The 21737-nt window shown below is 72.1% G+C and carries 20 protein-coding genes; 6 read left to right on the top strand and 14 right to left on the bottom strand.

Features of this window, described 5'->3' with window-relative positions:
- Nucleotides 1–7: 7 nt before the first annotated feature.
- Together O7615_RS15850 and O7615_RS15845 are read right to left on the bottom strand one after the other, a co-directional pair.
- A complete protein-coding gene (locus tag O7615_RS15850) occupies nt 8–373 on the bottom strand; it encodes a hypothetical protein (RefSeq protein ID WP_278178398.1) in 366 nt (121 codons plus the stop codon).
- Complete coding sequence (locus O7615_RS15845) at nt 370–3423, bottom strand: SseB family protein (RefSeq protein ID WP_278178397.1); 3054 nt, start codon at nt 3421–3423, stop codon at nt 370–372. The genes O7615_RS15850 and O7615_RS15845 overlap by 4 nt, the downstream gene beginning before the upstream one ends.
- Before the next feature lie 151 nt (nt 3424–3574).
- Here O7615_RS15845 and mycP point away from each other — a divergent pair, with 151 nt between their 5' ends.
- Nucleotides 3575–4789 (top strand): type VII secretion-associated serine protease mycosin, encoded by a 1215-nt coding sequence (mycP, locus tag O7615_RS15840; protein WP_278178394.1) that lies wholly within the window; start codon nt 3575–3577, stop codon nt 4787–4789.
- Nucleotides 4790–4862: 73 nt separating this feature from the next.
- Here the strand turns inward: mycP and O7615_RS15835 are convergent, their stop codons facing one another.
- Together O7615_RS15835 and O7615_RS15830 are read right to left on the bottom strand one after the other, a co-directional pair.
- Nucleotides 4863–5156 (bottom strand): WXG100 family type VII secretion target, encoded by a 294-nt coding sequence (locus O7615_RS15835; protein ID WP_278178393.1) that lies wholly within the window; start codon nt 5154–5156, stop codon nt 4863–4865.
- A 25-nt stretch (nt 5157–5181) separates the two neighbouring features.
- Nucleotides 5182–5502 carry a WXG100 family type VII secretion target gene (locus tag O7615_RS15830; protein ID WP_278182115.1) on the bottom strand — a complete coding sequence of 107 codons (321 nt, stop codon included), beginning with the start codon at nt 5500–5502 and terminating at the stop codon, nt 5182–5184.
- 260 nt (nt 5503–5762) lie between these two features.
- Here O7615_RS15830 and O7615_RS15825 point away from each other — a divergent pair, with 260 nt between their 5' ends.
- The 3 genes from O7615_RS15825 to rarD all read left to right on the top strand — a co-directional run bounded on the left by O7615_RS15825 (nt 5763) and on the right by rarD (nt 7711).
- Nucleotides 5763–6149 carry a phage holin family protein gene (locus O7615_RS15825; RefSeq protein ID WP_278178392.1) on the top strand — a complete coding sequence of 129 codons (387 nt, stop codon included), beginning with the start codon at nt 5763–5765 and terminating at the stop codon, nt 6147–6149.
- Nucleotides 6150–6281: 132 nt separating this feature from the next.
- Nucleotides 6282–6758 carry a GNAT family N-acetyltransferase gene (locus tag O7615_RS15820; RefSeq protein ID WP_278178391.1) on the top strand — a complete coding sequence of 159 codons (477 nt, stop codon included), beginning with the start codon at nt 6282–6284 and terminating at the stop codon, nt 6756–6758.
- Between the two features lie 17 nt (nt 6759–6775).
- Nucleotides 6776–7711: an EamA family transporter RarD gene (gene rarD, locus O7615_RS15815; RefSeq protein ID WP_278178390.1), complete on the top strand. Its 936-nt coding sequence runs from the start codon at nt 6776–6778 to the stop codon at nt 7709–7711.
- A 49-nt stretch (nt 7712–7760) separates the two neighbouring features.
- Here rarD and O7615_RS15810 read toward each other — a convergent pair whose 3' ends face one another.
- Both O7615_RS15810 and O7615_RS15805 read right to left on the bottom strand, forming a co-directional pair.
- Nucleotides 7761–8453 (bottom strand): zf-HC2 domain-containing protein, encoded by a 693-nt coding sequence (locus O7615_RS15810; RefSeq protein ID WP_278178389.1) that lies wholly within the window; start codon nt 8451–8453, stop codon nt 7761–7763.
- Complete coding sequence (locus tag O7615_RS15805; RefSeq protein WP_278182114.1) at nt 8450–8944, bottom strand: sigma-70 family RNA polymerase sigma factor; 495 nt, start codon at nt 8942–8944, stop codon at nt 8450–8452. Before O7615_RS15805 ends, O7615_RS15810 begins: the two co-directional genes overlap by 4 nt.
- Nucleotides 8945–9190: 246 nt before the next feature.
- Between O7615_RS15805 and O7615_RS15800 the strand changes: the two genes are divergently transcribed.
- Entirely contained in the window at nt 9191–11305 is a 2115-nt protein-coding gene (locus tag O7615_RS15800) for a PhoX family phosphatase (protein WP_278178388.1), read from the top strand.
- Between the two features lie 92 nt (nt 11306–11397).
- Here the strand turns inward: O7615_RS15800 and O7615_RS15795 are convergent, their stop codons facing one another.
- Nucleotides 11398–12180 (bottom strand): IclR family transcriptional regulator C-terminal domain-containing protein, encoded by a 783-nt coding sequence (locus O7615_RS15795; protein ID WP_278178387.1) that lies wholly within the window; start codon nt 12178–12180, stop codon nt 11398–11400.
- A gap of 154 nt (nt 12181–12334) precedes the next feature.
- Here O7615_RS15795 and O7615_RS15790 point away from each other — a divergent pair, with 154 nt between their 5' ends.
- Complete coding sequence (locus O7615_RS15790) at nt 12335–13555, top strand: MFS transporter (protein ID WP_278178386.1); 1221 nt, start codon at nt 12335–12337, stop codon at nt 13553–13555.
- A gap of 95 nt (nt 13556–13650) precedes the next feature.
- Here O7615_RS15790 and O7615_RS15785 read toward each other — a convergent pair whose 3' ends face one another.
- The 7 genes from O7615_RS15785 to nuoI form a co-directional block, all read right to left on the bottom strand.
- Nucleotides 13651–14724: a polyprenyl synthetase family protein gene (locus O7615_RS15785; protein ID WP_278178385.1), complete on the bottom strand. Its 1074-nt coding sequence runs from the start codon at nt 14722–14724 to the stop codon at nt 13651–13653.
- 103 nt (nt 14725–14827) lie between these two features.
- Entirely contained in the window at nt 14828–16378 is a 1551-nt protein-coding gene (gene nuoN / locus O7615_RS15780) for an NADH-quinone oxidoreductase subunit NuoN (RefSeq protein WP_278178384.1), read from the bottom strand.
- A gap of 52 nt (nt 16379–16430) precedes the next feature.
- Complete coding sequence (locus O7615_RS15775) at nt 16431–17963, bottom strand: NADH-quinone oxidoreductase subunit M (RefSeq protein WP_278178383.1); 1533 nt, start codon at nt 17961–17963, stop codon at nt 16431–16433.
- 79 nt (nt 17964–18042) lie between these two features.
- Nucleotides 18043–20001: an NADH-quinone oxidoreductase subunit L gene (gene nuoL, locus O7615_RS15770; RefSeq protein WP_278178382.1), complete on the bottom strand. Its 1959-nt coding sequence runs from the start codon at nt 19999–20001 to the stop codon at nt 18043–18045.
- 12 nt (nt 20002–20013) lie between these two features.
- Nucleotides 20014–20331 (bottom strand): NADH-quinone oxidoreductase subunit NuoK, encoded by a 318-nt coding sequence (nuoK, locus tag O7615_RS15765; protein ID WP_092381049.1) that lies wholly within the window; start codon nt 20329–20331, stop codon nt 20014–20016.
- Nucleotides 20328–21098: an NADH-quinone oxidoreductase subunit J gene (locus O7615_RS15760; RefSeq protein WP_278178379.1), complete on the bottom strand. Its 771-nt coding sequence runs from the start codon at nt 21096–21098 to the stop codon at nt 20328–20330. The genes nuoK and O7615_RS15760 overlap by 4 nt, the downstream gene beginning before the upstream one ends.
- Nucleotides 21095–21736, bottom strand: a complete 642-nt coding sequence (gene nuoI / locus O7615_RS15755; RefSeq protein WP_278178377.1) for an NADH-quinone oxidoreductase subunit NuoI — start codon at nt 21734–21736, stop codon at nt 21095–21097. The genes O7615_RS15760 and nuoI overlap by 4 nt, the downstream gene beginning before the upstream one ends.
- Nucleotide 21737 lies beyond the last annotated feature (1 nt).

Raw genomic sequence — 21737 nt, 5'->3', positions numbered from 1 at the left:
GTGGGCCTCAGACCCGCTGCTCGCGTACGTCGGTGACCTCGCCGGCGGGTGCCCATCCCTGGTAGACGCCGAAGTCGAAGGCCTCCAGCCGCATCGCCTGCGCGACCGGCCAGCGCCCGCCGGTGTACTCGACCCGCAGCCATCCCTCGTGCTCGGCCAGCACGATGAACGGCTGCCCCTTCCAGGTGCAGGTCGTCCGCACGTACGCCAGCTCCTCGACCTCGGCGGCCGGGACGACCCGGACGTGCCGCCCGGGACGCACCTCGGCGAAGCCGTCGCCCGCCTCCGGCTGGTAGAGCCGGATCTCGCCGCCGTCCGGGCTGGCCTGGTACTCCCGCCCACGCCAGCGGGCCACGTAGCCGTCCCGCATCATCGCTCACCGACCTCACGCCACGAGAGCGTGTCCGCGTCGAGGACGGCGACCAGTCGCTCGGTGCCGGCCGCGTCGAGGCAGAGCAGTTGCGCGCCGTGCGGCAGCCGGACGCTGTCCACCTTGAACTCGGCGAGCACGTCGCTGCTCTCCCCGGGTGCGAAGCCGTTGCCCCGGAACGGTGGTCGTTCGATGACCCAGCCCTCCATGGCCCGCATGGCCGCCTCGCTCTGCCCCCCGTACGGGATCCGGTAGAGGCTCGGCCGGTACGCCGGCCACCTGAGCACGTAGATCTGCTCGGCGTCCGGTGCGAAGGGCGACTGCGGGTGGCTGAGGCCGAGCGCCTGGTACAGCGTGGCCGGCGTGGTGAGATGCGCCAGCTCGCTGGCCCGGTGGACGAACCCGGAGACCCGGTCGTAGCCCCGTTCCAGGTAGTAGCCGAGCTGGCTGGGTGCGATCGCCTTCTGCATCACGATCGGCCGCGCCGGGTCGGCCGCCGGTCCCGCCTTCCGTGGGCTGCTCGCCGGTGCGGTCGCCTCGGCCGGCGGCTCGGGTTCGCCCTCGGTCTCGTCGCCGAGGCCGAGTTCGGCCGCCCAGTTGGCCAGCCCGACAATCTGCTCGCCGGGCAGCTTCGCCCCGACGGGGGTGCCGGGGTTCACGGCGAACCACCACGAGGTGTCCGGCCAGCGGCGGATCAGCTGGACGAACCGGACCTGAACCGTCTCGGCGGCCGGATCGGTGTGGTCGGCGAGACGCTGCGGTGAGGTGAAGACCACCACGAAGGTCTGGCCGTCCAGGTCGACGGTCGGCCAGACGAACCCCGGGTCGCCGGGCCGGCTGCCCGGGGCGGAGTCCGCCGCGACCGGCATGAGGACCCGGGCCAGCAGCAACGTGGAGAGGAAGGTGTCCGTGTTCCCGGCGTCCGCCGCGCCGAGCAGGTCCTCCTCCACGCCGTTGGCGGGTTCGAAGGGCGGGGCGGCGGCCGGGGCGGCGGTTGCCGCGCTGGACGGCGCGCGCCCGGACGACACCGGCGCCGAGGGCAGGGGAGCCTCCGGCGCCCCGGCGGTGGGCGGCGTGGTCGTCCCGGCCGGCGCGGGGGCTGCCGTCGGCGTGGTTGGCTCGGCCGACGCGGAAGGTGCCGTCGGCGTGGTTGCCTCGGCCGTTCCGGCCGGCGGGACGCCGGAGGGGGCGCCGGGGGCGGTCGCCGGTTCCGCCGTCACCGTCCGGACCGCGACGGTGGGCTCGGGCGCTGCGGCCCGGAGCGGGATCGTCGGCTCCGGTGCCGCGGTCGCGACCGGAACGGTGGGCTCAGGTATCGCGGTCGGGAACGGGACGGTCGGCTCGGCTCGGGCCGTCCGCGCTGCCACCGACGGCTCAGCCGTCCGCGCTGCCACCGACGGCGCGGCCGTCTGCGCCGCCACGGTCGGTGCGGACTCGGCCGTGGGCGCGGATCCGGCCGTCGGGATCCGTACCGTCGGCTCCGACGTCGGCCCGGGTGCCGGCTCGACGCGCGGGTCGGCGGCGGCCCCGGTGCCCTCCGGCGCCGGATGCAGCGGAGGTACACCCGCCCGCGTGGCGGTGCCGCCGGGCCCGTGGGCCGTCGTCTCCCCGCCCGGTTGCTGCGGGCGCTGTGCGGCGCCGTTGGCCAGGGTGAGGTCACGGGCCTCGATGATGGTGCCCTCGATGACGATCGGCGTGAAGCCACGGCGCGGCGTGGGAGGTTCGGAGAGTGTTTCCGCCACCGACGGCGACGGTTCCTCCTCCGCACCGTCCGTCGGCCGGCGAACCGGCAGCCCCGGGGCCGCCTCGCCGCCCCCGGCCGTGGGGTTACCGCCGTCGGGCGCCGCCCAACCGGCGGGAGTGCTCACCCGCAGTGGCCGGGCCGACCCGTCGGGTGGCGGCAGCGGCGGGTGCGCCTCCGCACCCGGCTCCGGTCGGGCCGTGGACTGGTCGTTCTCGGTGAAGACGAAGGCGCGGGGCTGACCCTCGGACGCCGGCCCGCCCGCCGACCCTCGTCGGGGAAACGGCTGACCGCCCGGAAACCGGGACGGCGGCGCGGCCCGCTCGGCGGAACGGTCCGCACCACGGGCGGACCGACCGGCCGCCGGTTCGAAGAAGGACCGATGGCCCGTCTGCTCGCCGCCGGATTCAGCGGGACGACCGTTGGCGGGCGGACGGGACCGCTCCGGCGTCATCGGCCACCCCTGACCGGGAGCGGGTGGTTCGTCGCCTCGCCCCGGCACCGGGCGCCGGGGCGGCAGACCGCCACGACCGGCCGGCCGGCCGACGTCGGCGCCAGGCCGACTCCCATCGCTGCTCGGCACGCTGTCCGGGACCGCGGGGGCGGGGTGACCGGGTGCCCGGCTGAGGGGCGGCTGCCGGTGCGGTCCGCCGACCGCACCCGGCGTCACCGCCGGCACCTCGGGAAGATGGAAGGCAGCAGGCACCACCGGTGGCGCCGGCGCGGGCGCGGCCGGTCGGCCCGGACGGAGACCGGGCGGTCTCGGCTCGGGCGCCACGGTGGCCGCCGGGACGGGCGGAACCGGCGGCGGTGCGGCGGGCGGGGTCGGCGCGGCGGGCGGCGGCACGCCCAGGCCCACCTCGCGCGACCGGTTCAACGCCTCGACGCGTTCCAGCCGGGCGCGGGCGCCCGCGGTGCGCCCCGGTAGCCGGACGTCGCCACGGGACAGTTGGGAGACGTACCAGGCGGGTAGGTAGCCCTCGACGGGCAGGCCCGGGTTGACCGCCAGCCACCACTCGTGGTTCGGCCAGCCCGCGGCCAGCTCCGCGTAGCCGGTGCGCCGGCTGGGCCCGGCGTGCTCGCCGAGACAGGCACGCATCGCCTCGGCGGAGGTGAATGCCAACACATGCGTGCGACCGCCGGTGGTCCAGGTGCCCCAGCCGACCGGTGCCCGCCCCGCCGCCGCCTGCGCGGAGACGGGCAGCAGCAGCTCGATGCTGGCGAGGATCCGGAAGTAAAGCTGCTGGTCGCTGCCGCGCAGCGCGTCCCGCAGCGCCGCCTCGGCCTCGGTGGCCGGCTCCCAGTCGGTCACGGCCACCCCTCCTCCCGGCACAGGCCATCGGTATCGCCTACAACCTACAAGGTGACCACAGGATCACAATGCCAGGCGGGCGGTGGTCCGCCCGGTGCGTCGCGAAGCGATAACATCCCGTTCCGGTGTCGACACGATACGGAGGCGGTCGATGTTCCGGTGCGCCCCGCGTCCTGTTCTCGCGACCCTCGGGCCGGTGGTCGCGGCCCTGCTGGCCGAGCCGACGGCGGCGGTGTTCGCCGCGCCGGCCGGGGCCGCGCCGACCTGCGCGTCACCACCGGTACCGGTCCGGTCGGTGTCCGCCGCCCCCTGGCCGCAGCAGCGGTACGCGCCGGAACGACTCGCGCCGCTGGCCTCCGGGGCGGGGGTGACCGTGGCGGTGGTCGACTCGGGCGTGGACCCGCGCCACCCCCAGCTCGCCGGCCGGGTGCTCGCCGGCACCGATCTGCTCGACCCGGGCGGTGACGGCAGGCTCGACTGCGTCGGCCACGGCACCGGCGTGGCGAGCATCATCGCCGCGGCACCGCGCGACGGCATCGCCTTCCGTGGGCTGGCGCCGAAGGCTCGGATCCTGCCGGTCCGGGTCAGCGAGCAGCAGGTCGTGGACGGTCGTGGGACGGAACGCTCGGTCCCGCCGGAGGACTTCGGCCGGGCGATCCGGTGGGCGGTCGACCATGGCGCCGCCGTGGTCAACCTCTCCGTCGTGCTGTACGCCGACCATCCGGCGGTCCGTGCGGCGGTCGCCTACGCGCTCAGTCGGGACGTGGTCGTGGTGGCGGCCGCCGGCAACCTGCACGGCAACGGCAACCCGCTCCCCTACCCTGCGGCGTACGACGGGGTGCTCGGGGTCGGCGCGATCGGCGCGGACGGGGTGCGGGCCGACTTCTCCCAGACCGGCGCCCACGTGGACCTGGTCGCGCCCGGCACCGATGTGCTGATCGCCGCGCCCGGGCAGGGCCACCATCGGGCCGAGGGGACCAGTTACGCCGTGCCCTTCGTCGCCGCCACCGCCGTCCTGCTCCGCCAGTACCGCCCCGACCTCACCGCGGCCGAGGTGGCCCGGCGGATCGTCAGCACCGCCGACCCGGCCCCCGGCGGTGGACACGGTGCGGGGGTGCTCAACCCGTACCGGGCCGTCACCGAGGCCGGCGGCGGTCCGTCGCGGCGCTCGCAACCGGTGACCGCGCTGGCGGATGACCGGCCCGATCCGGCGCTGCTGGCGCGCCAGGACCGCCGGGCCACCGCCCGGGAACGCGCACTGCTGCTGGCCACCGTCGGGCTGCTGGTGGTGGCCGCCGTCGCGGTGACGGCGTTGGTCGTGCCCCGTGGGGCCCGACGCCGCTGGCGCCCAGCCGATTCGGATTGAGCACCGCGAGTGCGTGACGCCGGCCCCGGTAGGACCGGCGTCACCCCTGGTCGGGAGACCCGCCGAGAAGGGTTCACCGGAAGAGGCCGGCGTTCCGCTTCTCCGTGTCGAGATAGTCGGCCGCGGACTCGTCCACCGCGAGCTTGATGTCTCGCAGCATCGCCTGGAGATCCCGCGAGGCGTTCCGCCACCGCGCCTGGCGTTGCTCGTAAGCCTGCTGGGCCTCGCCGGACCAGCTGGCGACCAACGGCGCCGCATCGCGCTCCAACTGGCCGAGCTGTGAGTCGAGCGTGTTCAACGCCCGCTGGATGTCCGCGCTGGCCTGTTGCAACGCGGCGAAGTTGACGACCAGCACACCGTGCTCCATCGGATTCTTCCCCCTGGGTCGTGGCCTAGAGCGGCAGCTGGATCCCGCCGCGGTTGGTGGCGGCCATCCGGCCGGCCGCCTCCGTGTCCGACGCGTCGTACTGCGTGCCCGCGGTGCGGATCGCGCCCGCCGTCTCCCGCAGCGCCTGCTGAAGACTCGCCTGATCCTGCGCCCACTGCTGTTTGACCTGCTCGAACGAGCGCCCGCCAGCCCCACGCCAGGCCTGTTGAAGGACCTCCAGTTGGGCCAACAACCCGCTCAGCATCGACTGCAACGACTGGTCCGTCTGCTCGAACTTCGCCGCGGTCTGCTGCATCACCGCGGCCTCTGCCTGGGTCTGGGACACCCCGGACGTCACCTCGTCTCCTCGATCGTGGCTGACCCTGCGGTGAACGCACCACCCGCGACGCCGGAGGGCGAGCACGACGCGGGACGGGCCAATGAGAACTCGTCGCTGACAGTAGCGACACGATCGCGGTTCTGCTACCCCTCCCCACTCTCCTGTGGACAATGCGGGCAACTGTGGGTCACTGCGGTGGGGTGACGGCCAGGTCGTGCCGGATGATCGGGTTCCGCCCACGCGTCCGGCGTGGCAGCATGCCCGCCATGGGTTTTCTGAAGGGTCTCCTGATCAGGGTGGGCGCCACGGCGGTGGCCTTCTGGCTCGCCACGCTGGTCATCCCCGGCATCTCTCTCGACGCGGACTCGGTCACCGAGACGGTGCTGACGCTGCTCCTCGTGGCGGTCATCTTCGGCGTGGTCAACGCGGTGCTCCAGCCGATCATCAAGACCGTCGGCTGTGCCTTCTACCTGCTCACCCTCGGGCTGATCGCGCTGGTGGTGAACGGCCTGCTGTTCCTGCTCACCGGCTGGATCGCGGACCAGGTGGGGCTGCCCTTCGACGTCGACGGCTTCTGGCCGGCCGCGGTGCTGGGCGCGCTCTTCGTCGGCATCGTCACCTGGATCCTCGGCGCCATCCTCGACCGCGACTGACCACCGGCACCTCCCCACCGCCGCCGCGACCCCGGGCGTCACCGCACATCGGCGACCGCCCGGGGTCCGCAGGTCACGCAGCGCCGGCACATCCCGGGAGACGGACCCTGCGGCCGCGCTAGTGTCACCGGGATGTTCACCCTGACCCGCGACGACGGTTACACGATCAGTACGGACGCCGCTCGGCTCGATCTGGACCTGGTGCACACCTGGCTCTCCACGGACGCGTACTGGGCCCTCGGGCGTGACCGCGACACGGTCGCGCGCGGGTTCGCCGGTTCGATCGGGTTCGGCGCGTACCGGCCGACGGACGGCCGGCAGGTCGCCGTCGCCCGGGTGATCACCGACCGGGCAACCTTCGGCTATCTCTGCGACGTCTATGTCGACCGCGCCGAGCGAGGTCGTGGGCTGGGCACCTGGCTGGCGGCTGCGGTCCGCGACCACCTGGCCGAGCTGGGCGTACGCCGCATCCTGCTGGCCACCAACGACGCCCACGCGCTGTACGCGAAGATCGGCTTCGCCGGCGTGCTCGCCGACCGGTGGATGGAACTCGACCGCCGTGACCTGGCCGTGAGCCCGCTCACCAGCAAGGAGCAACAGGCGCGTTAGCCCCTTACGGTGAAGGCGTGACGCCACTGCGCCTCGGATATCTGTACGGACTCGGCGCGTACCTGCTGTGGGGCTTCTTTCCGCTCTACTTCAAGCTGCTGCGCCCGGCCGGCCCGCTGGAGATCCTTGCCCACCGGGTGGTCTGGTCCGTCGCGTTCGTCGCCCTGCTGCTCGCCGCGATGCGCAACATCGGCCTCCTGCGGGCCCTGCTGCGCCGGCCGCGGGCACTGGCGGGGATCGGCGCCGCCGCCGCGCTGATCGCGGTCAACTGGTTCACCTATATCTACGGCGTCAACTCCGACCGGGTGGTGGAGACCGCCCTCGGGTACTTCATCAACCCGCTGGTGGTGGTGCTGCTCGGGGTGCTGGTGCTCCGCGAGCGGCTGCGCCCGGCGCAGTGGGCCGCGCTGGGCGTGGGCGCGCTGGCGGTGGCCGTGCTCACCGTCGACTACGGCCGGCCGCCGTACCTCGCACTGGTCCTGGCGTTCACCTTCGGCGGCTACAGCCTGGCGAAGAAGCGCCTCGCCCTGCCCGCTGCGGAGGGTCTGTTCGTCGAGTCGGCCGTGCTGTCGCTGCCCGCGCTGGTCTTCCTCGGCTGGCTCGGCGCCACCGGTGGCGCCACGTTCGGCCACGTCTCGACCGGGCACACGGCGCTGCTGGTGCTCGCGGGCGCGTTGACCGCCATCCCGCTGCTGCTCTTCGCCGGTGCCGCCAACCGGCTGCCGCTGACCGCGCTGGGCATGCTCCAGTACGTCGCGCCGATCCTCCAGCTCGGCTGCGGCGTGCTGATCTTCCACGAGCCGATGCCACCGGCCCGCCTGGCCGGTTTCGCCCTGGTCTGGCTCGCTCTGATCGTCTTCACCGCCGACGCGCTCCGCCACGCCCGGCAGGCCCGCCGGCCGCGCCTGGACGCTGCCGTCGGATCACCGGGCGCCGTGCCCGCCCCGCGTTGACACCGGACCGTGCCGCGTCGGCTCACCGGCGACCGGCCTTCCGGGCGGGTCAGCGGACCTCGTAGGCGAGGACGGGGGTGCCGTCGGCGCGGATCAGTTCCAGCCGGACCAGCTCGGCGTTGGTGAACCGGGTCGCGCCGCTGATCCGCAGATCGTCGCCGGGAGCGGCCAGCCAGGAACCGATCTGCTCCGCCGAGCCGTCGCCGGCGTACGCCACCAGCCGGAAGGTGTTCGCCTTGCCGTACCCGGCCCGCTCGTCGTAGCCGCAGTGCATGGTCACCTCGGTGCCCCAGTTGGTGCCCTTCAGCCCGATCTCGGCATGCACCGGCACCGACCCGGCCACCGGCTGCATCTCGACCATCCGCACCTGGGCCACCGGCGCGCCCGGCACCTGCCCCGGCAGCATGGTGGCCACGCCGAAGCCGACCACCAGGGCGAACGCGGCCGCGGCCAGGCCGGTGACCGCGTACCGCAATCGGTTGGCCTGCCGCTCGCGGCGCCGGCGGTCCCGCGCGGCGCCGAGCAGCTCGGGCACCCGTGGGTTCTCCGGCGGTGGCAGGAACTGCTCCAGGCTGGCCGGGTCCAACCGGCCGAGCAGGCCGGGCAGGACGGCTATCTCCGAGACGGACTGCTGGCAGGCGGGACAGTCGACGAGGTGCCGTTCGTAGGCCGCGCGGTCGGTCGGGGAGAGCGCGCCCAGCACGTACGCGCCGTCGTCGTACGCGAACTCGCAGCGGTTCACCTGGTCACCCCCATCTCGGCCAGGACCAGCCGTAGGGAGCGCAACGCGTAGTGGGTGCGGGACTTCACCGTGCCCGGCGGCACCCCGAGCCGGGAGGCCGCCTCGGAGACCGATCGCCCCTGGTAGAAGCATTCGACCAGCACGTCCCGGTGCGAGGGACTGAGCCGGTTGAGCGCCTCCGCGACCGTCCACGCCTCGACCGCGCGTTCGGTCTCGTCGACGACCTCCGGCGGCTCGGGGATCTCGTCGGTGTAGACCTCGCCGACCCGGGTGGACCGTCGCCGCCAGGCGTCGATGGCGAGGTTGCGTGCCGTGGTGAACAGCCAGGCGCGCACCGAACCGCGCCGCGGGTCGAGCGACTCCGGGTGCCGCCAGGCCCGGAGCAGCGTCTCCTGAACCAGGTCCTCGGCACGCTGCCGGTCGCCGTTGACCAGCCGCAACGCGTGCGCGTACAGCGCCTCGGCATGCTCGTCGTGCAGAGCGCGCAGCAGGTGGGCGTCGTGGTCGCTGATGGTCCTCTCCTCGCTCTCGGTACGAGCGGGCGCGGCGTTACGACCTGAGATACGTGCGGTCACCCCGATCGGTTCATCCCCAGCTCAAACCCGGGATTCCCAGCACGGAGTTCATCGCTGATTCACATCGACGCTGACCCACGCTCACCGCGCCGCCCTAGCGTCCGGCGGGTACGCGTCGGTGAGCTGCACCGACGTGCACCGACCCTGAGGAGGATCCTCCCCATGAGCGACCGTCCCCGGCTGCTCCCGCTGCTGGGCACTCCCCGCCACGGCAGCCGCGACGCCATGACCTGTCTGTACCGCTGCGGCAATGCCTGTGACCACCCGGTACCCAACAGCTCCGACAACGCGTACTTCGGTGACGTGGTGAACGCCGAGGTCACCCGCCGCGGTGTGGTCCGCGCCGGGGCGGTCGGTGCGCTGGTGCTCGGCTTCAGCGGCGCCGCGGCCGGTGCGCTCGCCGGTGCCGCTCCCGCCGCTGCGGCCCCGGCCGCCGTCCCGCAGCCGGCGCCCGCCGCCGGTCGTCGCCCAGGTAGCGGGGCGCTGGACTTCAAGCCGATCCCGCCGAACACCCTGGACACGTTCGTCGTGCCCAACGGCTACGACCACGCCGTGGTCATCCGCTGGGGCGACCCGGTGGTGCCCGGCGCACCGGCGTTCAACGTACGCCGGCAGACCGCCGCCGCGCAGGCCAAGCAGTTCGGCTACAACAACGACTTCGTCGGCGTGCTGCCGCTGGACAAGGGCGGCAAGCGGGCGCTGCTCGTGGTCAACCACGAGTACACCAACGAGGACCTGATGTTCCCCGGCTTCACCAGCCAGGACGCGCTCACCGTCGAGCAGGTCAAGGTGGCGATCGCCGCGCACGGCATGTCCGTGGTGGAGATCGAGCGGGTGGCCGGCACCGGGCAGTGGCGACCGGTCAGCTCGGGCCGCCGCCCGTACAACCGGCGGGTCGACGCGCTGAGCAGCCTCTTCGAGCTGACCGGCCCGGTCGCCGGCTCGGCCTTCGTGAAGACCGCCGCCGACCCGAAGGGCCGCACGGTCGTCGGCACGCTGAACAACTGCGCCGGTGGCGTGACCCCGTGGGGCACGGTGCTCTCCGGCGAGGAGAACTTCAACCAGTACTTCGTCGGCGGCGACGCCGTATCGGAGGCGGAGAAGGCCCGGCTGGCGCGCTACGGCATCAGCACCACCGAGCGCTACCCCAGCGGCAGCCGCAAGTGGGACCGGGCCGCCGCCCGCTTCGACCTCGCGAAGCACCCGAACGAGGCCAACCGGCACGGCTGGATCGTGGAGATCGACCCGTTCGACCCGGAGAGCCGCCCGCGCAAGCACACCGCGCTGGGCCGGTTCAAGCACGAGGGCGCGAACGTCATCGTCGCCCGCACCGGGCACGTGGTCGCGTACATGGGCGACGACGAGCGCTTCGACTACCTCTACAAGTTCGTCTCGGACAAGAAGTTCATGAAGGGCGACTCCTGGGTCGCCCGCAAGCACAACCTGACCCTGTTGGAGTCCGGCACCCTCTACGTGGCCCGGCTCGACCAGACCAGCGCCGACGAGATCGACGGCTCCGGCGCACTGCCCAGCGACGGCGCCTTCAACGGCAAGGGCCGCTGGATCAAGCTGGTCAGCGGCAACCGGTCGTACGTGGCCGGTATGACCGCCGCCGAGGTGCTCACCTTCACCCGGTTCGCCGGAGACAAGGTCGGCGCGACCAAGATGGACCGGCCGGAGGACGTCGAGCCGAGCCTGCTCACCGGCAAGGTGTACGTGGCCCTGACCAACAACACCAACCGGGGGGTCGGCAGCAACCCGGCGGCGGACGAGGCGAACCCGCGGAACGCCAACCGGCACGGGCACATCCTGGAACTGGTCGAGGACCGGGGGGACAACACCGCCGAGACGTTCACCTGGTCGCTGCCGATCGTCTGCGGCGACCCGGCGGACCCGTCCACCTACTTCTCCGGGTACGACAAGACCAAGGTCTCGCCGATCTCCTGCCCGGACAACGTGGCCTTCGACGCCACCGGCAACCTCTGGATCTCCACCGACGGCAACGCCCTGGGCAGCAACGACGGCCTCTTCGCCACCGCGATCGAGGGGCCGGAGCGGGGCCACCTGAAGCAGTTCCTGACCGTGCCGTACGGCGCGGAGACCTGCGGCCCGTTCATCACCGGCGACAACCGGTCGCTCTTCGTCGCGGTGCAGCACCCGGGCGAGATCACCGGCGCCTCGGTCGAGAACCCGGCCTCCACCTGGCCCGACGGCGACTATGCCAAGCCGGGTGTGGTGGTGACCTGGCGGCTGGACGGCGGACCGGTCGGTAGCTGACCCCGCCCCGGCGCCCGCGCCGGCCGCTCCGCGACGGCCCTCTCCCCACCAGGGAGAGGGCCGTTCCGGTAGACGGCTGGCCCGTCGCCGGGTCAGGTGTCGGCGGCGAGGCCGTCGGCGATCGTCCGGGCCGCGGCGAGCAGTTTCGTCCGGACCACCCGGGCGGAGGTCATCATCTCGCTGGCCGGCAGGGCGCAGGCCAGCACCGTCCGCCGCTCCATGTCCTTCTCCGGGCTGACGAGGACGGCGGCGCACGCCACCCCCTGCCGGAACTGGCCCAGTTCCAACTGCATCCCGCGCCGCTCCCCGGCCGCCAGGTCGACCTCGAATGCCTCCGGCGTGGTGAGGGTGGCGTTGGTGAACGGGCGCATGCCGTACTCGCGCAGGTAGCGGTGGCGCTGCTCGGCGGTGAGCGTGGCGAGCAGTGCCTTGCCGAGCGCGGTCGCGTGCGCCCCCTCGTCGAACCCGGGCACGAGATCCTCAAGGTACGGCGAGCGGTTCCCCTCCGCGACGGCGGTGATCGCCACCTGACCGCCCACGAACCGGCCGAGGTAATGGCTCCAGCCGGTCTCCAGCGCGGCCCGGCGCAGACTCTCCCCGATCACCGGGGAGCCGCGGAACGCGGCGACCAGTTCGCGGTAGCGGTCGGCCACCTCCAGGCCCACGATGTACGTGCCGTCCTCCCGACGGATCACGTAACCCTCGTATGCGAGCGTGCGGACCAGATGGTATGTCGTGGCCACGGTCAGTTCGCAGCGGCGGGCGATCTGTTTCACCGTCAGACCACGCGGGGCACGACCGACCGACTCGAGCACTCGAAGCGCGCGGGAGACACTCCGGATCAGGTCCGAAGGTTCCGCCAGGGGGTCACGCACAACCACCTCCGCCGCCGGGGACTTACACCATATGAAAAAGTGGCCCGCCGCGAAACGCCTGATCGGGTGGAGAATCCAAGGTCATCTCAGCCGTGATGTGAGGTCGAACGCACTTTCAGTCGTCAAGATGCGGCTGGCGTAGGTTGGCCCCACCATGACCCACATCGCCCCTCTTCCTGCCCGGGAGACAGCCGCACGGCCCGTCCGGGCGAGCGCCGTCGCGGTCGCCGTCACGATCGCCTGCGTCCTACCGGTCTTCCTGGTCGGCGGCCTCGCCGTGCAGATGCGGGAGGAGTTGGGCTTCTCCCCCGCCGGGCTGGGACTCGTCGTGGCGGTCTACTTCGGGATCGGCGCGCTCGCCTCCGTCCCCTCCGGAGCGCTGGTCGAACGCTGGGGCGGCGCCGTGGCCGCCCGGGCCGGCATCCTGGTCGCCGCGGGCTGCCTGCTCGCCGTGGCGGCGCTGGCCCGGTCGTACCCGGTGCTGGTCGCCCTGCTGGCGGTGGCCGGCACCGCGAACGCGCTGGGTCAGCTCTCCAGCAACGTCCTCCTCGCCCGGCACGTGCCACCACGCCGGCAGGGTCTGTCGTTCGGCGTCAAGCAGGCGGCCATCCCCGTCTCCACACTGCTGGCCGGCGCGGCGGTGCCCGCCGTCGCGCTCACCGTCGGCTGGCGATGGGCGTTCGTGGCCGCCGCCGTCGCCGCACTGGCCACGCTGCCGGCCGTACCCTCGCAGGGCCCGCAGCCGGCCCGCCGGCCCGCCGGCAGTACCGGCGGTGCGAGCATGGCGCTGATCGTCGTCGGGGTGGCCGCGACGCTGGCCGCAGGTTCGGCGAACGCGCTGGGCACCTTCCTGGTCGACGCCTCGGCCGACCGAGGTCTCGGTCCGGGGATGGCCGGGCTCACCCTGACCCTCGGCAGCGCCGTCTGCGTCGTGGCCCGGGTCGGGGGCGGCTGGCTGGCCGACCGCCGTCCCGGTGGGCACATCTCCGTGATCGCCGGCATGCTTCTCGTCGGGGCGCTCGGGCTCGGGCTGCTCGCGCTCGCCGGGCCCGGTCCGCTCGTGGCCGGCGTGCTGCTCGGCTTCGGTCTGGGCTGGTCGTGGCCAGGGCTGATGAACTTCGCGGTGGTCCAGCTACATCCGCAGGCACCGGCCGCCGCCACCTCGATCACCCAGACCGGGGTGTACGCCGGCGGCTGCCTCGGCCCGCTGACGCTCGGCCCGCTGGCCGCCGTGGCGGGTTATCAGGTCATGTGGCTCACGGCCGCGACCGCCATGCTCGCCGCCGCCGCCCTCATGCTCACCGCCACCCGCCTCCTCCCAGCGACCCCCACCCCCCACCCCGCTCCCCGCATCCCTCCACCCACTCCAGGTTGATCATGAAGTTAGCGGGCGGTTTGATCTCCAAACCGCCCGCTAACCTCATGATCAACTCGGCGATCGGGGGTGGGGGTGAGAGAGAGAGGGGGGGGTTAGCTGGTGCGGTCGGCTATGTGGTCGCAGAGGGATTCGAGGGCGCGGCGGGCCGGGTTCGCCGGCAGGGGGTCCAGCTGGGACCTCGCGTCCTCGGCGTAGCTGCGGACGGTCTCGCGGGCGCGCTTGAGCGCGGGGCTCTCGCGGAGCAGGCCGAGAGCCTCGGCGTGCAGGGCGTCGTCGGTCAGCGGACCGCTGGACAGGATCTCCCGCAGCCGCGTGGAGGAGGCATCCGCGTCGTCCGAGGCGAGGGCGTAGAGCACCGGCAGGGTCGGCACGCCCTCCCGCAGATCGGTGCCGGGCGTCTTGCCCGACTCCGTCGACTCGCTGGCGATGTCGAGCAGGTCGTCGGAGAGCTGAAACGCCACACCGATGGTCTCGCCGTACCCGGCCAGCGCCGCCACGTGCTCCGCAGCGGCCCCGCTGAACAGCGCACCGAAGTGGGCACTGGTGGCGATCAGCGAGCCGGTCTTCTCCGCGACCACCCCCAGGTAGTGCGCCACCGGATCGTCGCCGGCCCGGGGACCGACGGTCTCGGCGATCTGGCCGTGCACCAGCCGGGCGAAGGTGCGCGCCTGCAGGCGTACCGCCTCGGGGCCCAACTCGGCCGCGACGTCCGCGGCCCGGGCGAAGAGGTAGTCGCCGACCAGGATGGCGACGGAGTTGGTCCACCGGGAGTTGGCGCTGGGCGCGCCCCGGCGCACCGGCGCCTCGTCCATCACGTCGTCGTGGTACAGCGTGGCCAGGTGGGTCAGCTCCACCACCACGGCCGCCGATACGACCTCGGGCCGGGCCGGCTCGCCGAACTGGGCGCCCAGGGCCACCAGCAGCGGCCGGAACCGCTTGCCGCCGGCCTCCACCAGGTGCCCGGCGGCCTCGGTGACGAACGGGTCCGCGCTCGCCACGTTGGCCCGCAGCTCCGCCTCGACCGCCTCCAGCACGCCGCGCACGGACTCCTCGGTGCACGGGTCGGCGAGATAGAGGCCGAGCGCGCCGAACTGAGCCGCGCCGGCCCGGCTCCGGTGTCCACCAGAGCCGGTGACACCTGAACCCTCGCCACCCCTAATCACCACGCCTCCACCATGCCACACACGTTCTACCTGCACCGGACCGGGGATACGCGGCGAGGGCCGGCCCACAGGTTGCGGGCCGGCCCCCGATCGTCAGGGCTTGCGGCTACCGGACGAAGTCCGCGGCCGAGGTGGCCAGGTCGAGCAGCGGTGCCGGCGCGACGCCGAGGACGAGGGTGGCGATCACCCCGATCACCAGTGCCGCCGAGGTAAGCGCACCGGGAACGGCCACCGTCGGCGTGGTGTCGCCGGGCTCGGAGAGCCACATCAGCACCACGACCCGCAGGTACGGGAAGGCCAGCACCATGCTGGTCAGCACGCCGGCGATCACCAGCCACACCTGCCCGCCCTCCAGGGCCGGGCCGAAGACCGCGAACTTGCTGGTGAAGCCGCTGGTCATCGGGATACCCGCGAAGGCGAGCAGGATGAAGGTGAAGACCGAGGCGTAGGCCGGCGACCGCCGGCCCAACCCGGCCCAGCGGGACAGGTGGGTGGCCTCCCCGTCGGCGTCGCGCACCAGCGTCACCACCGCGAACGCCGCCAGCACCGTGAAGCCGTACGCGACCAGGTAGAACATCGTGCCGGAGAGCCCCTCGCTGCCCGGCGCGAGCACGCCGACCAGCAGGTAGCCGGCGTTGGCGATGGAGGAGTACGCGAGCAGCCGCTTGATGTCGGTCTGGGTCACCGCGAACAGGGCGCCGACCAGCATGGTGAGCACCGCCACCGCGCCGAGCACCGGGGTGAAGTCCCACCGCGCCCCCTCGAAGGCGACGTGGAACACCCGCAGCAGGGCGCCAAACGCGGCGACCTTGGTGCAGGCCGCCATGAATCCGGTCAGCGGCGTCGGTGCGCCCTGGTAGACGTCCGGCGTCCAGACGTGGAACGGCGCCGCGGCCGCCTTGAACAGCAGACCGATGGCGACCAGGGCCATACCGGCGAAGAGGAGCACCGGGCTGGCCGTCGAGTTCGCCACGGCCGCGTTGACGGTGGCGAAGTCGACGCCCGCGGCCCGGTCACCCAGGCCGGCCGTGAAGCCGTAGATCAGGGCCAGTCCGAACAGGAAGAAGGCCGAGGCGTACGCGCCGAGCAGGAAGTACTTCATCGCCGCCTCCTGGCTCAGCAGCCGCCGGCGGCGGGCCAGCGCACAGAGCAGGTAGAGCGGCAGCGAGAAGACCTCAAGCGCGATGAACATGGTCAGCAGGTCGTTCGCCGACACGAAGATCAGCATGCCGGCGATGGCGAAGGTGGTCAGCGGGTACACCTCGCCCGCGCCACCGGCGTTCTCCGCCTGCCGCCGGTCGTCCGGCGAGTCGGCGGTCACCGCGGCCTGGGCGACGAACGCCCCGCCCCGCTCGACCGCCCGCTCGCCGAGCAGCAGCAGCGCCACCGCCGACAGGGCGAGGATCGCACCCTGGAGGAACAGCGTCGGCCCGTCGATGGCGATCACCCCGATGGTGATCAGCCGCTTGTCGGCGCTGACCACCACCATGGTCAGCGCCGCGAGCACCGCCAGCAGCGCCAGCGGCAGCTGCACGGGGTGCCGCCACCGCCGGGGCACAAACGCCTCGACCAGCACCCCGAGCACCGCCGCGCCCAGCATGATCAGGATCGGCGCGATCGCCACATAGTCGATCGGCGGCAGTACGAAGTCGTTCATCGTGCCAACCTCTCGTTCGCGACTGCGGGGCTCGCAAGCTCACTCCTCGCGCTCACCGGCTCGCCTCCTGGACGGTGTCTACCGACGGGGCCGGATCGGTCCGGCCGACGTCCTCCATGGTCGCCTGGATGGCGGGGTTGATCACGTCGGTCACCGGCTTCGGGTAGAAGCCGAGCACCACGATCAGCGCGATCAGCGGCGCGACCACGAACTTCTCGCGCAGGTTGAGGTCGCGCTTCATGCCGTCGATTTCGGTCAGCGCCGGGTTCAGGGTGCCCTGCGTGGTGCGCTGCACCATCCAGAGCACGTACGCCGCCGCCAGGATGATGCCCAGCGTGGCGATCACCGCGACCGGCTTGTTGACCGTGAACGTCCCGATCAGCACCAGGAACTCGGAGACGAACGGCGCGGTGCCGGGCAGCGCCAGCGAGGCGAGACCGGCGAAGAAGAGCACCCCGGCCAGCACCGGGACCAGCTTGCCAGCGCCACCGAAGTCGCTGACCAGCGCCGAGCCCCGGCGCGCGATCAGCATGCCGACCACCAGGAAGAGCAGGCCGGTGGCGAGGCCGTGGTTGACCATGTAGAGCACGGCGCCGGTGCCCGCCTGCGTGGTGAACGCGAAGATGCCCACGCCGATGAAGCCGAAGTGGGCGATCGACGTGTACGCCACCAGCCGCTTCAGGTCGTTCTGCCCGACCGCCAGCAACGCGGCGTAGATGATGCCGATCACCGCCAGGGCCAGCGCCCACGGCGCGAACCACTGGGCCGCGTCCGGGAACAGCGGCAGGCAGTAGCGCAGGATGCCGAAGGTGCCGACCTTGTCCAGCACGCCGACCAGCAGCGCGGCGGCACCGGCCGGTGCCGCGCCACCGGCGTCCGGCAGCCAGGTGTGGAACGGGAAGAACGGCGCCTTGATCGCGAAGGCGATGAAGAATCCGAGGAAGAGCCAACGCTCCGCGCCGGTGGAGATGTCCACCTCGGACAGCGCCACCCAGTCGAAGGTCTTCCCGCCGACCACCCACAGGCCGATCACCGCGGCGAGCATGAACAGGCCGCCGACCAGCGAGTAGAGGAAGAACTTCACGGCCGCGTACTGCCGCTGGTGGCCGCCGTAGCTGCCGATCAGGAAGTACATCGGGACCAGCATGACCTCGAAGAACACGTAGAAGAGGAAGACGTCGGCGGCGGCGAAGACGCCGAGCATCGTGCATTCGAGGACGAGCAGCAGCGCGAAGTAGACCGGCACCGACCGCTTCGAGGACTCCGCGTCGTGCCAGGAGGCGAGGATCACCAGCGGCACCAGCACCGCGATCAGCATCAGCATGACCAGCGCGATGCCGTCGGCGGCGAAGGTGAAGTTGACGCCCCAGTTGGGGATCCACGGGTACGACTCGCGGAACTGGAAGCGCTGCCCGTCGATCTGCCAGGTCAGCCACATGACCACCGACAACGCCAGCACCAGCAGCGACCAGCCGAACGCGACCTGCTTCGCCAGCGTCGGCCGGCTGCGCGGCAGGAGGGCGACCACCACGGCGCCGACCAGCGGCGCCACGGTGAGCACCGAGAGGAACGGGAAGTCGGACATTATGCGGCCTTACCTCCGTCGTCACTGTGCGGTCCGTCGGCGACGGCCGCCTGAGAGGCTGTCGGCCTCTTGAGGTCGATCACGCCAACCACCCCGCCTGTACGGCCAGGAAGGCGGCCACCACCAGCAGCGCGCCGGTCAGGATCGAGGTGGCGTACGACCGGACGAAGCCGGTCTGCAGCCGCCGGAGCCGGCCCGATCCACCGCCTACCCCCGCGGCGAGCCCGTTGACCAGCCCGTCGATGCCCCGGTTGTCCAGGTAGACCAGTGCCCGGGTGAGGAAGATGCCCGGCTTCTCGAAGACCGCCTCGTTCACCGCGTCGGTGTAGAGGTTCTTGCGGGCGGCGGTGACCAGCACCCCGGCCGGCTGCGGCGCGGTCGCCGTGCCGTTGCGGAACAACAGCCAGCCCAGCGCGGCACCGAGGACCGTGACGCCCAGCGACAACACCACGATCGCCCAGTGCGGCAGCACCGCCTCGTGGTGCGCCTCCGCCGCGCCGAGCCCGGCGGTGGCGGTCAGCCAGTCCGGGACGGAGGTGGCCAGCAGCCAGCCGGCGCCCAGCGAGCCGACGCCGAGCAGGATCAGCGGAACGGTCATCAGCGGCGGGGACTCGTGCGGGTGCTCGATGTCCGTGGTCCAGCGCTTGGGGCCGTGGAAGGTGAGCACGAACAGCCGGGTCATGTAGAACGCGGTCAGCGCGGCACCGAGCACCGCCGCCCCGCCGAACAACCAGGCCGTCCACCCCTCCCGCTCGAAGGCCGCGGCGATGATCGGCTCCTTGGAGAAGTAGCCGGAGAAGGGGAACATGCCGATGATGGCCAGCCAGCCGGCGCCGAAGGTCAGCCAGGTGATCTTCATGTACCGGGACAGGCCACCGAAGCGGCGGATGTCCACCTGGTCGTTCATGCCGTGCATCACCGAGCCGGCGCCGAGGAACATGTTGGCCTTGAAGAAGCCGTGCGCCAGCAGGTGCACGATGGCCAGCGCGTACGCCGCGCCGCCCAGGCCGACGCCGAGGAACATGTAGCCGATCTGGCTCACCGTCGACCAGGCCAGTACCCGCTTGATGTCGTCCTTGGCGCAACCGATGATCGCGCCGATCAGCAGGGTCAGCGCGCCGACGCTGACCACCACCAGTTGCAGGGTGGAGTTGGCCGAGAAGATCGGGTTCGACCGGGCGATCAGGTAGACGCCGGCGGTGACCATCGTCGCGGCGTGGATGAGCGCCGACACCGGGGTCGGGCCCTCCATCGCATCCGGCAACCAGGCCTGGAGCGGGAACTGGCCGGACTTGCCGGCCGCGCCGAGCAGCAGGAGCAGGCCGAGCACCAGCACGGTGCCGCCGGCCAGCGCCCCAACCCCGCTGAACACCTCGTCGTACTGGGTGGTGCCCAGGGTGGCGAACATGATGAAGATGCCGATGGCGAGGCCGGCGTCGCCGACCCGGTTCATCAGGAACGCCTTCTTGCCGGCGGTCGCGGCGGCCGGCTTGGTGTACCAGAAGGAGATCAGCAGGTACGACGCCAGACCGACGCCCTCCCAGCCGAAGTAGAGCATCACGTAGTTGTTGCCGAGGACCAGCAGCAGCATGGCCGCGACGAAGAGGTTGAAGTAGGCGAAGAACCGCCGCCGGCCCTCGTCGTGCGCCATGTACTCGACCGCGTACAAATGGATCAGGAAGCCCACGCCGGTGATCAGCAGGACGAAGACCCCGGCCAGCGGGTCGAAGAGCAGCCCGAAGTCGACGTGCAGCCCGCCGACCACGATGAAGTCCCAGAGGCTCAGCTCGACGGACTTGTTCTCCAGGCCGCGCAGGCCGAGGAAGTAGCTCAGGCCGAGCAGGAACGCGGCACCGACCGAGGCCACCCCGAGCCAGTGCCCCCAGCGGTCGGCCCGCCGCCCGAGCAGCAGCAGGACGGCCGCGCTGACCAGCGGGATCGCCACCAGCAGCCAGACACTGCTCAGCAGCCCGTCGGCCGTCGCGTACGAGACGGTCTCGGCCGGAGCGGCCTGGGCGTACGTCACGATTTCGTCCACCGGTGGGCCCCTCTAGTACTTCAGCAGGTTGGCGTCGTCGACGCTGGCGGAGCGTCGGGTGCGGAAGATCGCCATGATGATGGCCAGCCCGACCACGACCTCGGCCGCCGCCACCACCATCACGAAGAACGCCATGATCTGACCGTTGAGGTCACCGTTCATCCGGCTGAAGGTGACCAGTGCCAGGTTGGCCGCGTTGAGCATCAGCTCGACGCACATGAACAGCACGATCGCATTGCGCCGGACCAGCACCCCGGCCGCGCCGATGGTGAACAGCACCGCCGAGAGGACCAGGTAGTAGTTCGGCTCGACCGAGAAGAAGTCACTCATTTCTCAGTGCCCTTCAGAGTGGTCTCCTCGGCGGTCAGCTCGCGGACCGGCAGGATGTCCGGCGTGCTCCGGTCGCTCAGCCGCCCGTCCGGCAGGCGGGCCGGGGTGGCCACCGACGAGGAGGTGGCGAAGACGCCCGGGCCGGGCTTCGGGCCGGGGTAGTTGCCGGGCGCGAAGCGGGCCTTCATGGTCGCCACCTGGTCGTGCCTGTCCTCCTTGCGACGCTCCACGCGCGCGAGGATCATGCCGCCGATGGTCGCGGTGATCAACAGTGCGGCGGTGAGCTCGAACGCGAAGACGTAGTCGGTGTAGAGCAACCGGGCGATGCTCTGCACGTTGCCGCCGGCGTTGGCCTGCTCCAGCCCGACCGGGGTGACGCCCTGCGTGGCCCGGTAGATCCCGCTGCCGAGCAGGCCGGCGAAGCCGAGGCCCAACCCGATCGCCGCGATCCGCTGGCCGCGCAGCACCTCGATCAGTGAGTCCGACGCCTCGCGGCCGACCAGCATCAGCACGAAGAGGAAGAGCATCATGATCGCGCCGGTGTAGACGATGATCTGCACCATGCCGATGAACGGCCCGGCCTGGAGCACGTAGAACACGCCCAGGCTGAGCATGGTCAGCACCAGCCAGAGGGCCGAGTGCACCGCGTTGCGGGCCGCGACCATGCCGATCGCGCCGGCCAGCGCGAGCGGGGCCAGGATCCAGAAGGTCACCGCCTCGCCGCCGGAGACCGCACCGGAGGCGGCGAGCAGCGTCGACGTGGTCATGCCGTCTCTCCCTTCTCCGCCTCGGCGCGCTGGGCGGCCTGCTCGGCACCGGGGAAGGTGACGCCGGGATGCTCGTCGATCTGGTAGCGGCCCGGACCCATCGGGGAGCGCTCCGCCCCGGCGGAGGTGCCCGGGTTGGTGAGGCTGCCGATGTAGTAGTCCTTCTCGCTCTCGCCCAGGCGCATCGGGTGCGGCGGCTGCTCCATCCCCGGCAGCAGCGGCGCCAGCAGCTGCTCCTTGGTAAAGATCAGGTCCTGCCGGTTGTCCCGGGCCAGCTCGTACTCGTTGCTCATGGTCAACGAGCGGGTCGGGCAGGCCTCGATGCAGAGCCCGCAGAAGATGCACCGGGCGTAGTTGATCTGGTAGACGCTGGCGTACCGCTCACCCGGCGAGAAGCGCTGCTCGTCGGTGTTGTCGCCGCCCTCGACGTAGATCGCGTCCGCCGGGCAGGCCCAGGCGCACAGCTCGCAGCCGATGCACTTCTCCAGCCCGTCCGGGTGCCGGTTGAGGATGTGCCGCCCGTGGTAGCGCGGCGCCGGCTTCGGCGGGGTGAACGGATAGTCGGTGGTGACGACCTTCCTGAACATGTGCGAGAAGGTGACCCCGAAGCCCTTGAACGTTCCGGTGATCGCGCCCACG

Source organism: Micromonospora sp. WMMD1082 (genome assembly GCF_029626175.1).
In the GTDB taxonomy this organism is placed as follows: Bacteria; Actinomycetota; Actinomycetes; order Mycobacteriales; family Micromonosporaceae; genus Micromonospora.
Note: the sequence above shows the minus strand (reverse complement) of the source record. Positions and strands in the feature narration are given on the sequence as shown.

Coding starts and splice junctions, on each gene's coding strand:
- O7615_RS15850 (WP_278178398.1), bottom strand. CDS start 373: ATGATGCGGGACGGCTACGTGGCCCGCTGGCGTGGGCGGGAGTACCAG.
- mycP (WP_278178394.1), top strand. CDS start 3,575: ATGTTCCGGTGCGCCCCGCGTCCTGTTCTCGCGACCCTCGGGCCGGTG.
- O7615_RS15835 (WP_278178393.1), bottom strand. CDS start 5,156: ATGGAGCACGGTGTGCTGGTCGTCAACTTCGCCGCGTTGCAACAGGCC.
- O7615_RS15825 (WP_278178392.1), top strand. CDS start 5,763: ATGGGTTTTCTGAAGGGTCTCCTGATCAGGGTGGGCGCCACGGCGGTG.
- O7615_RS15820 (WP_278178391.1), top strand. CDS start 6,282: ATGTTCACCCTGACCCGCGACGACGGTTACACGATCAGTACGGACGCC.
- O7615_RS15800 (WP_278178388.1), top strand. CDS start 9,191: ATGAGCGACCGTCCCCGGCTGCTCCCGCTGCTGGGCACTCCCCGCCAC.
- O7615_RS15790 (WP_278178386.1), top strand. CDS start 12,335: ATGACCCACATCGCCCCTCTTCCTGCCCGGGAGACAGCCGCACGGCCC.
- nuoN (WP_278178384.1), bottom strand. CDS start 16,378: ATGAACGACTTCGTACTGCCGCCGATCGACTATGTGGCGATCGCGCCG.
- O7615_RS15775 (WP_278178383.1), bottom strand. CDS start 17,963: ATGTCCGACTTCCCGTTCCTCTCGGTGCTCACCGTGGCGCCGCTGGTC.
- nuoK (WP_092381049.1), bottom strand. CDS start 20,331: ATGAGTGACTTCTTCTCGGTCGAGCCGAACTACTACCTGGTCCTCTCG.
- O7615_RS15760 (WP_278178379.1), bottom strand. CDS start 21,098: ATGACCACGTCGACGCTGCTCGCCGCCTCCGGTGCGGTCTCCGGCGGC.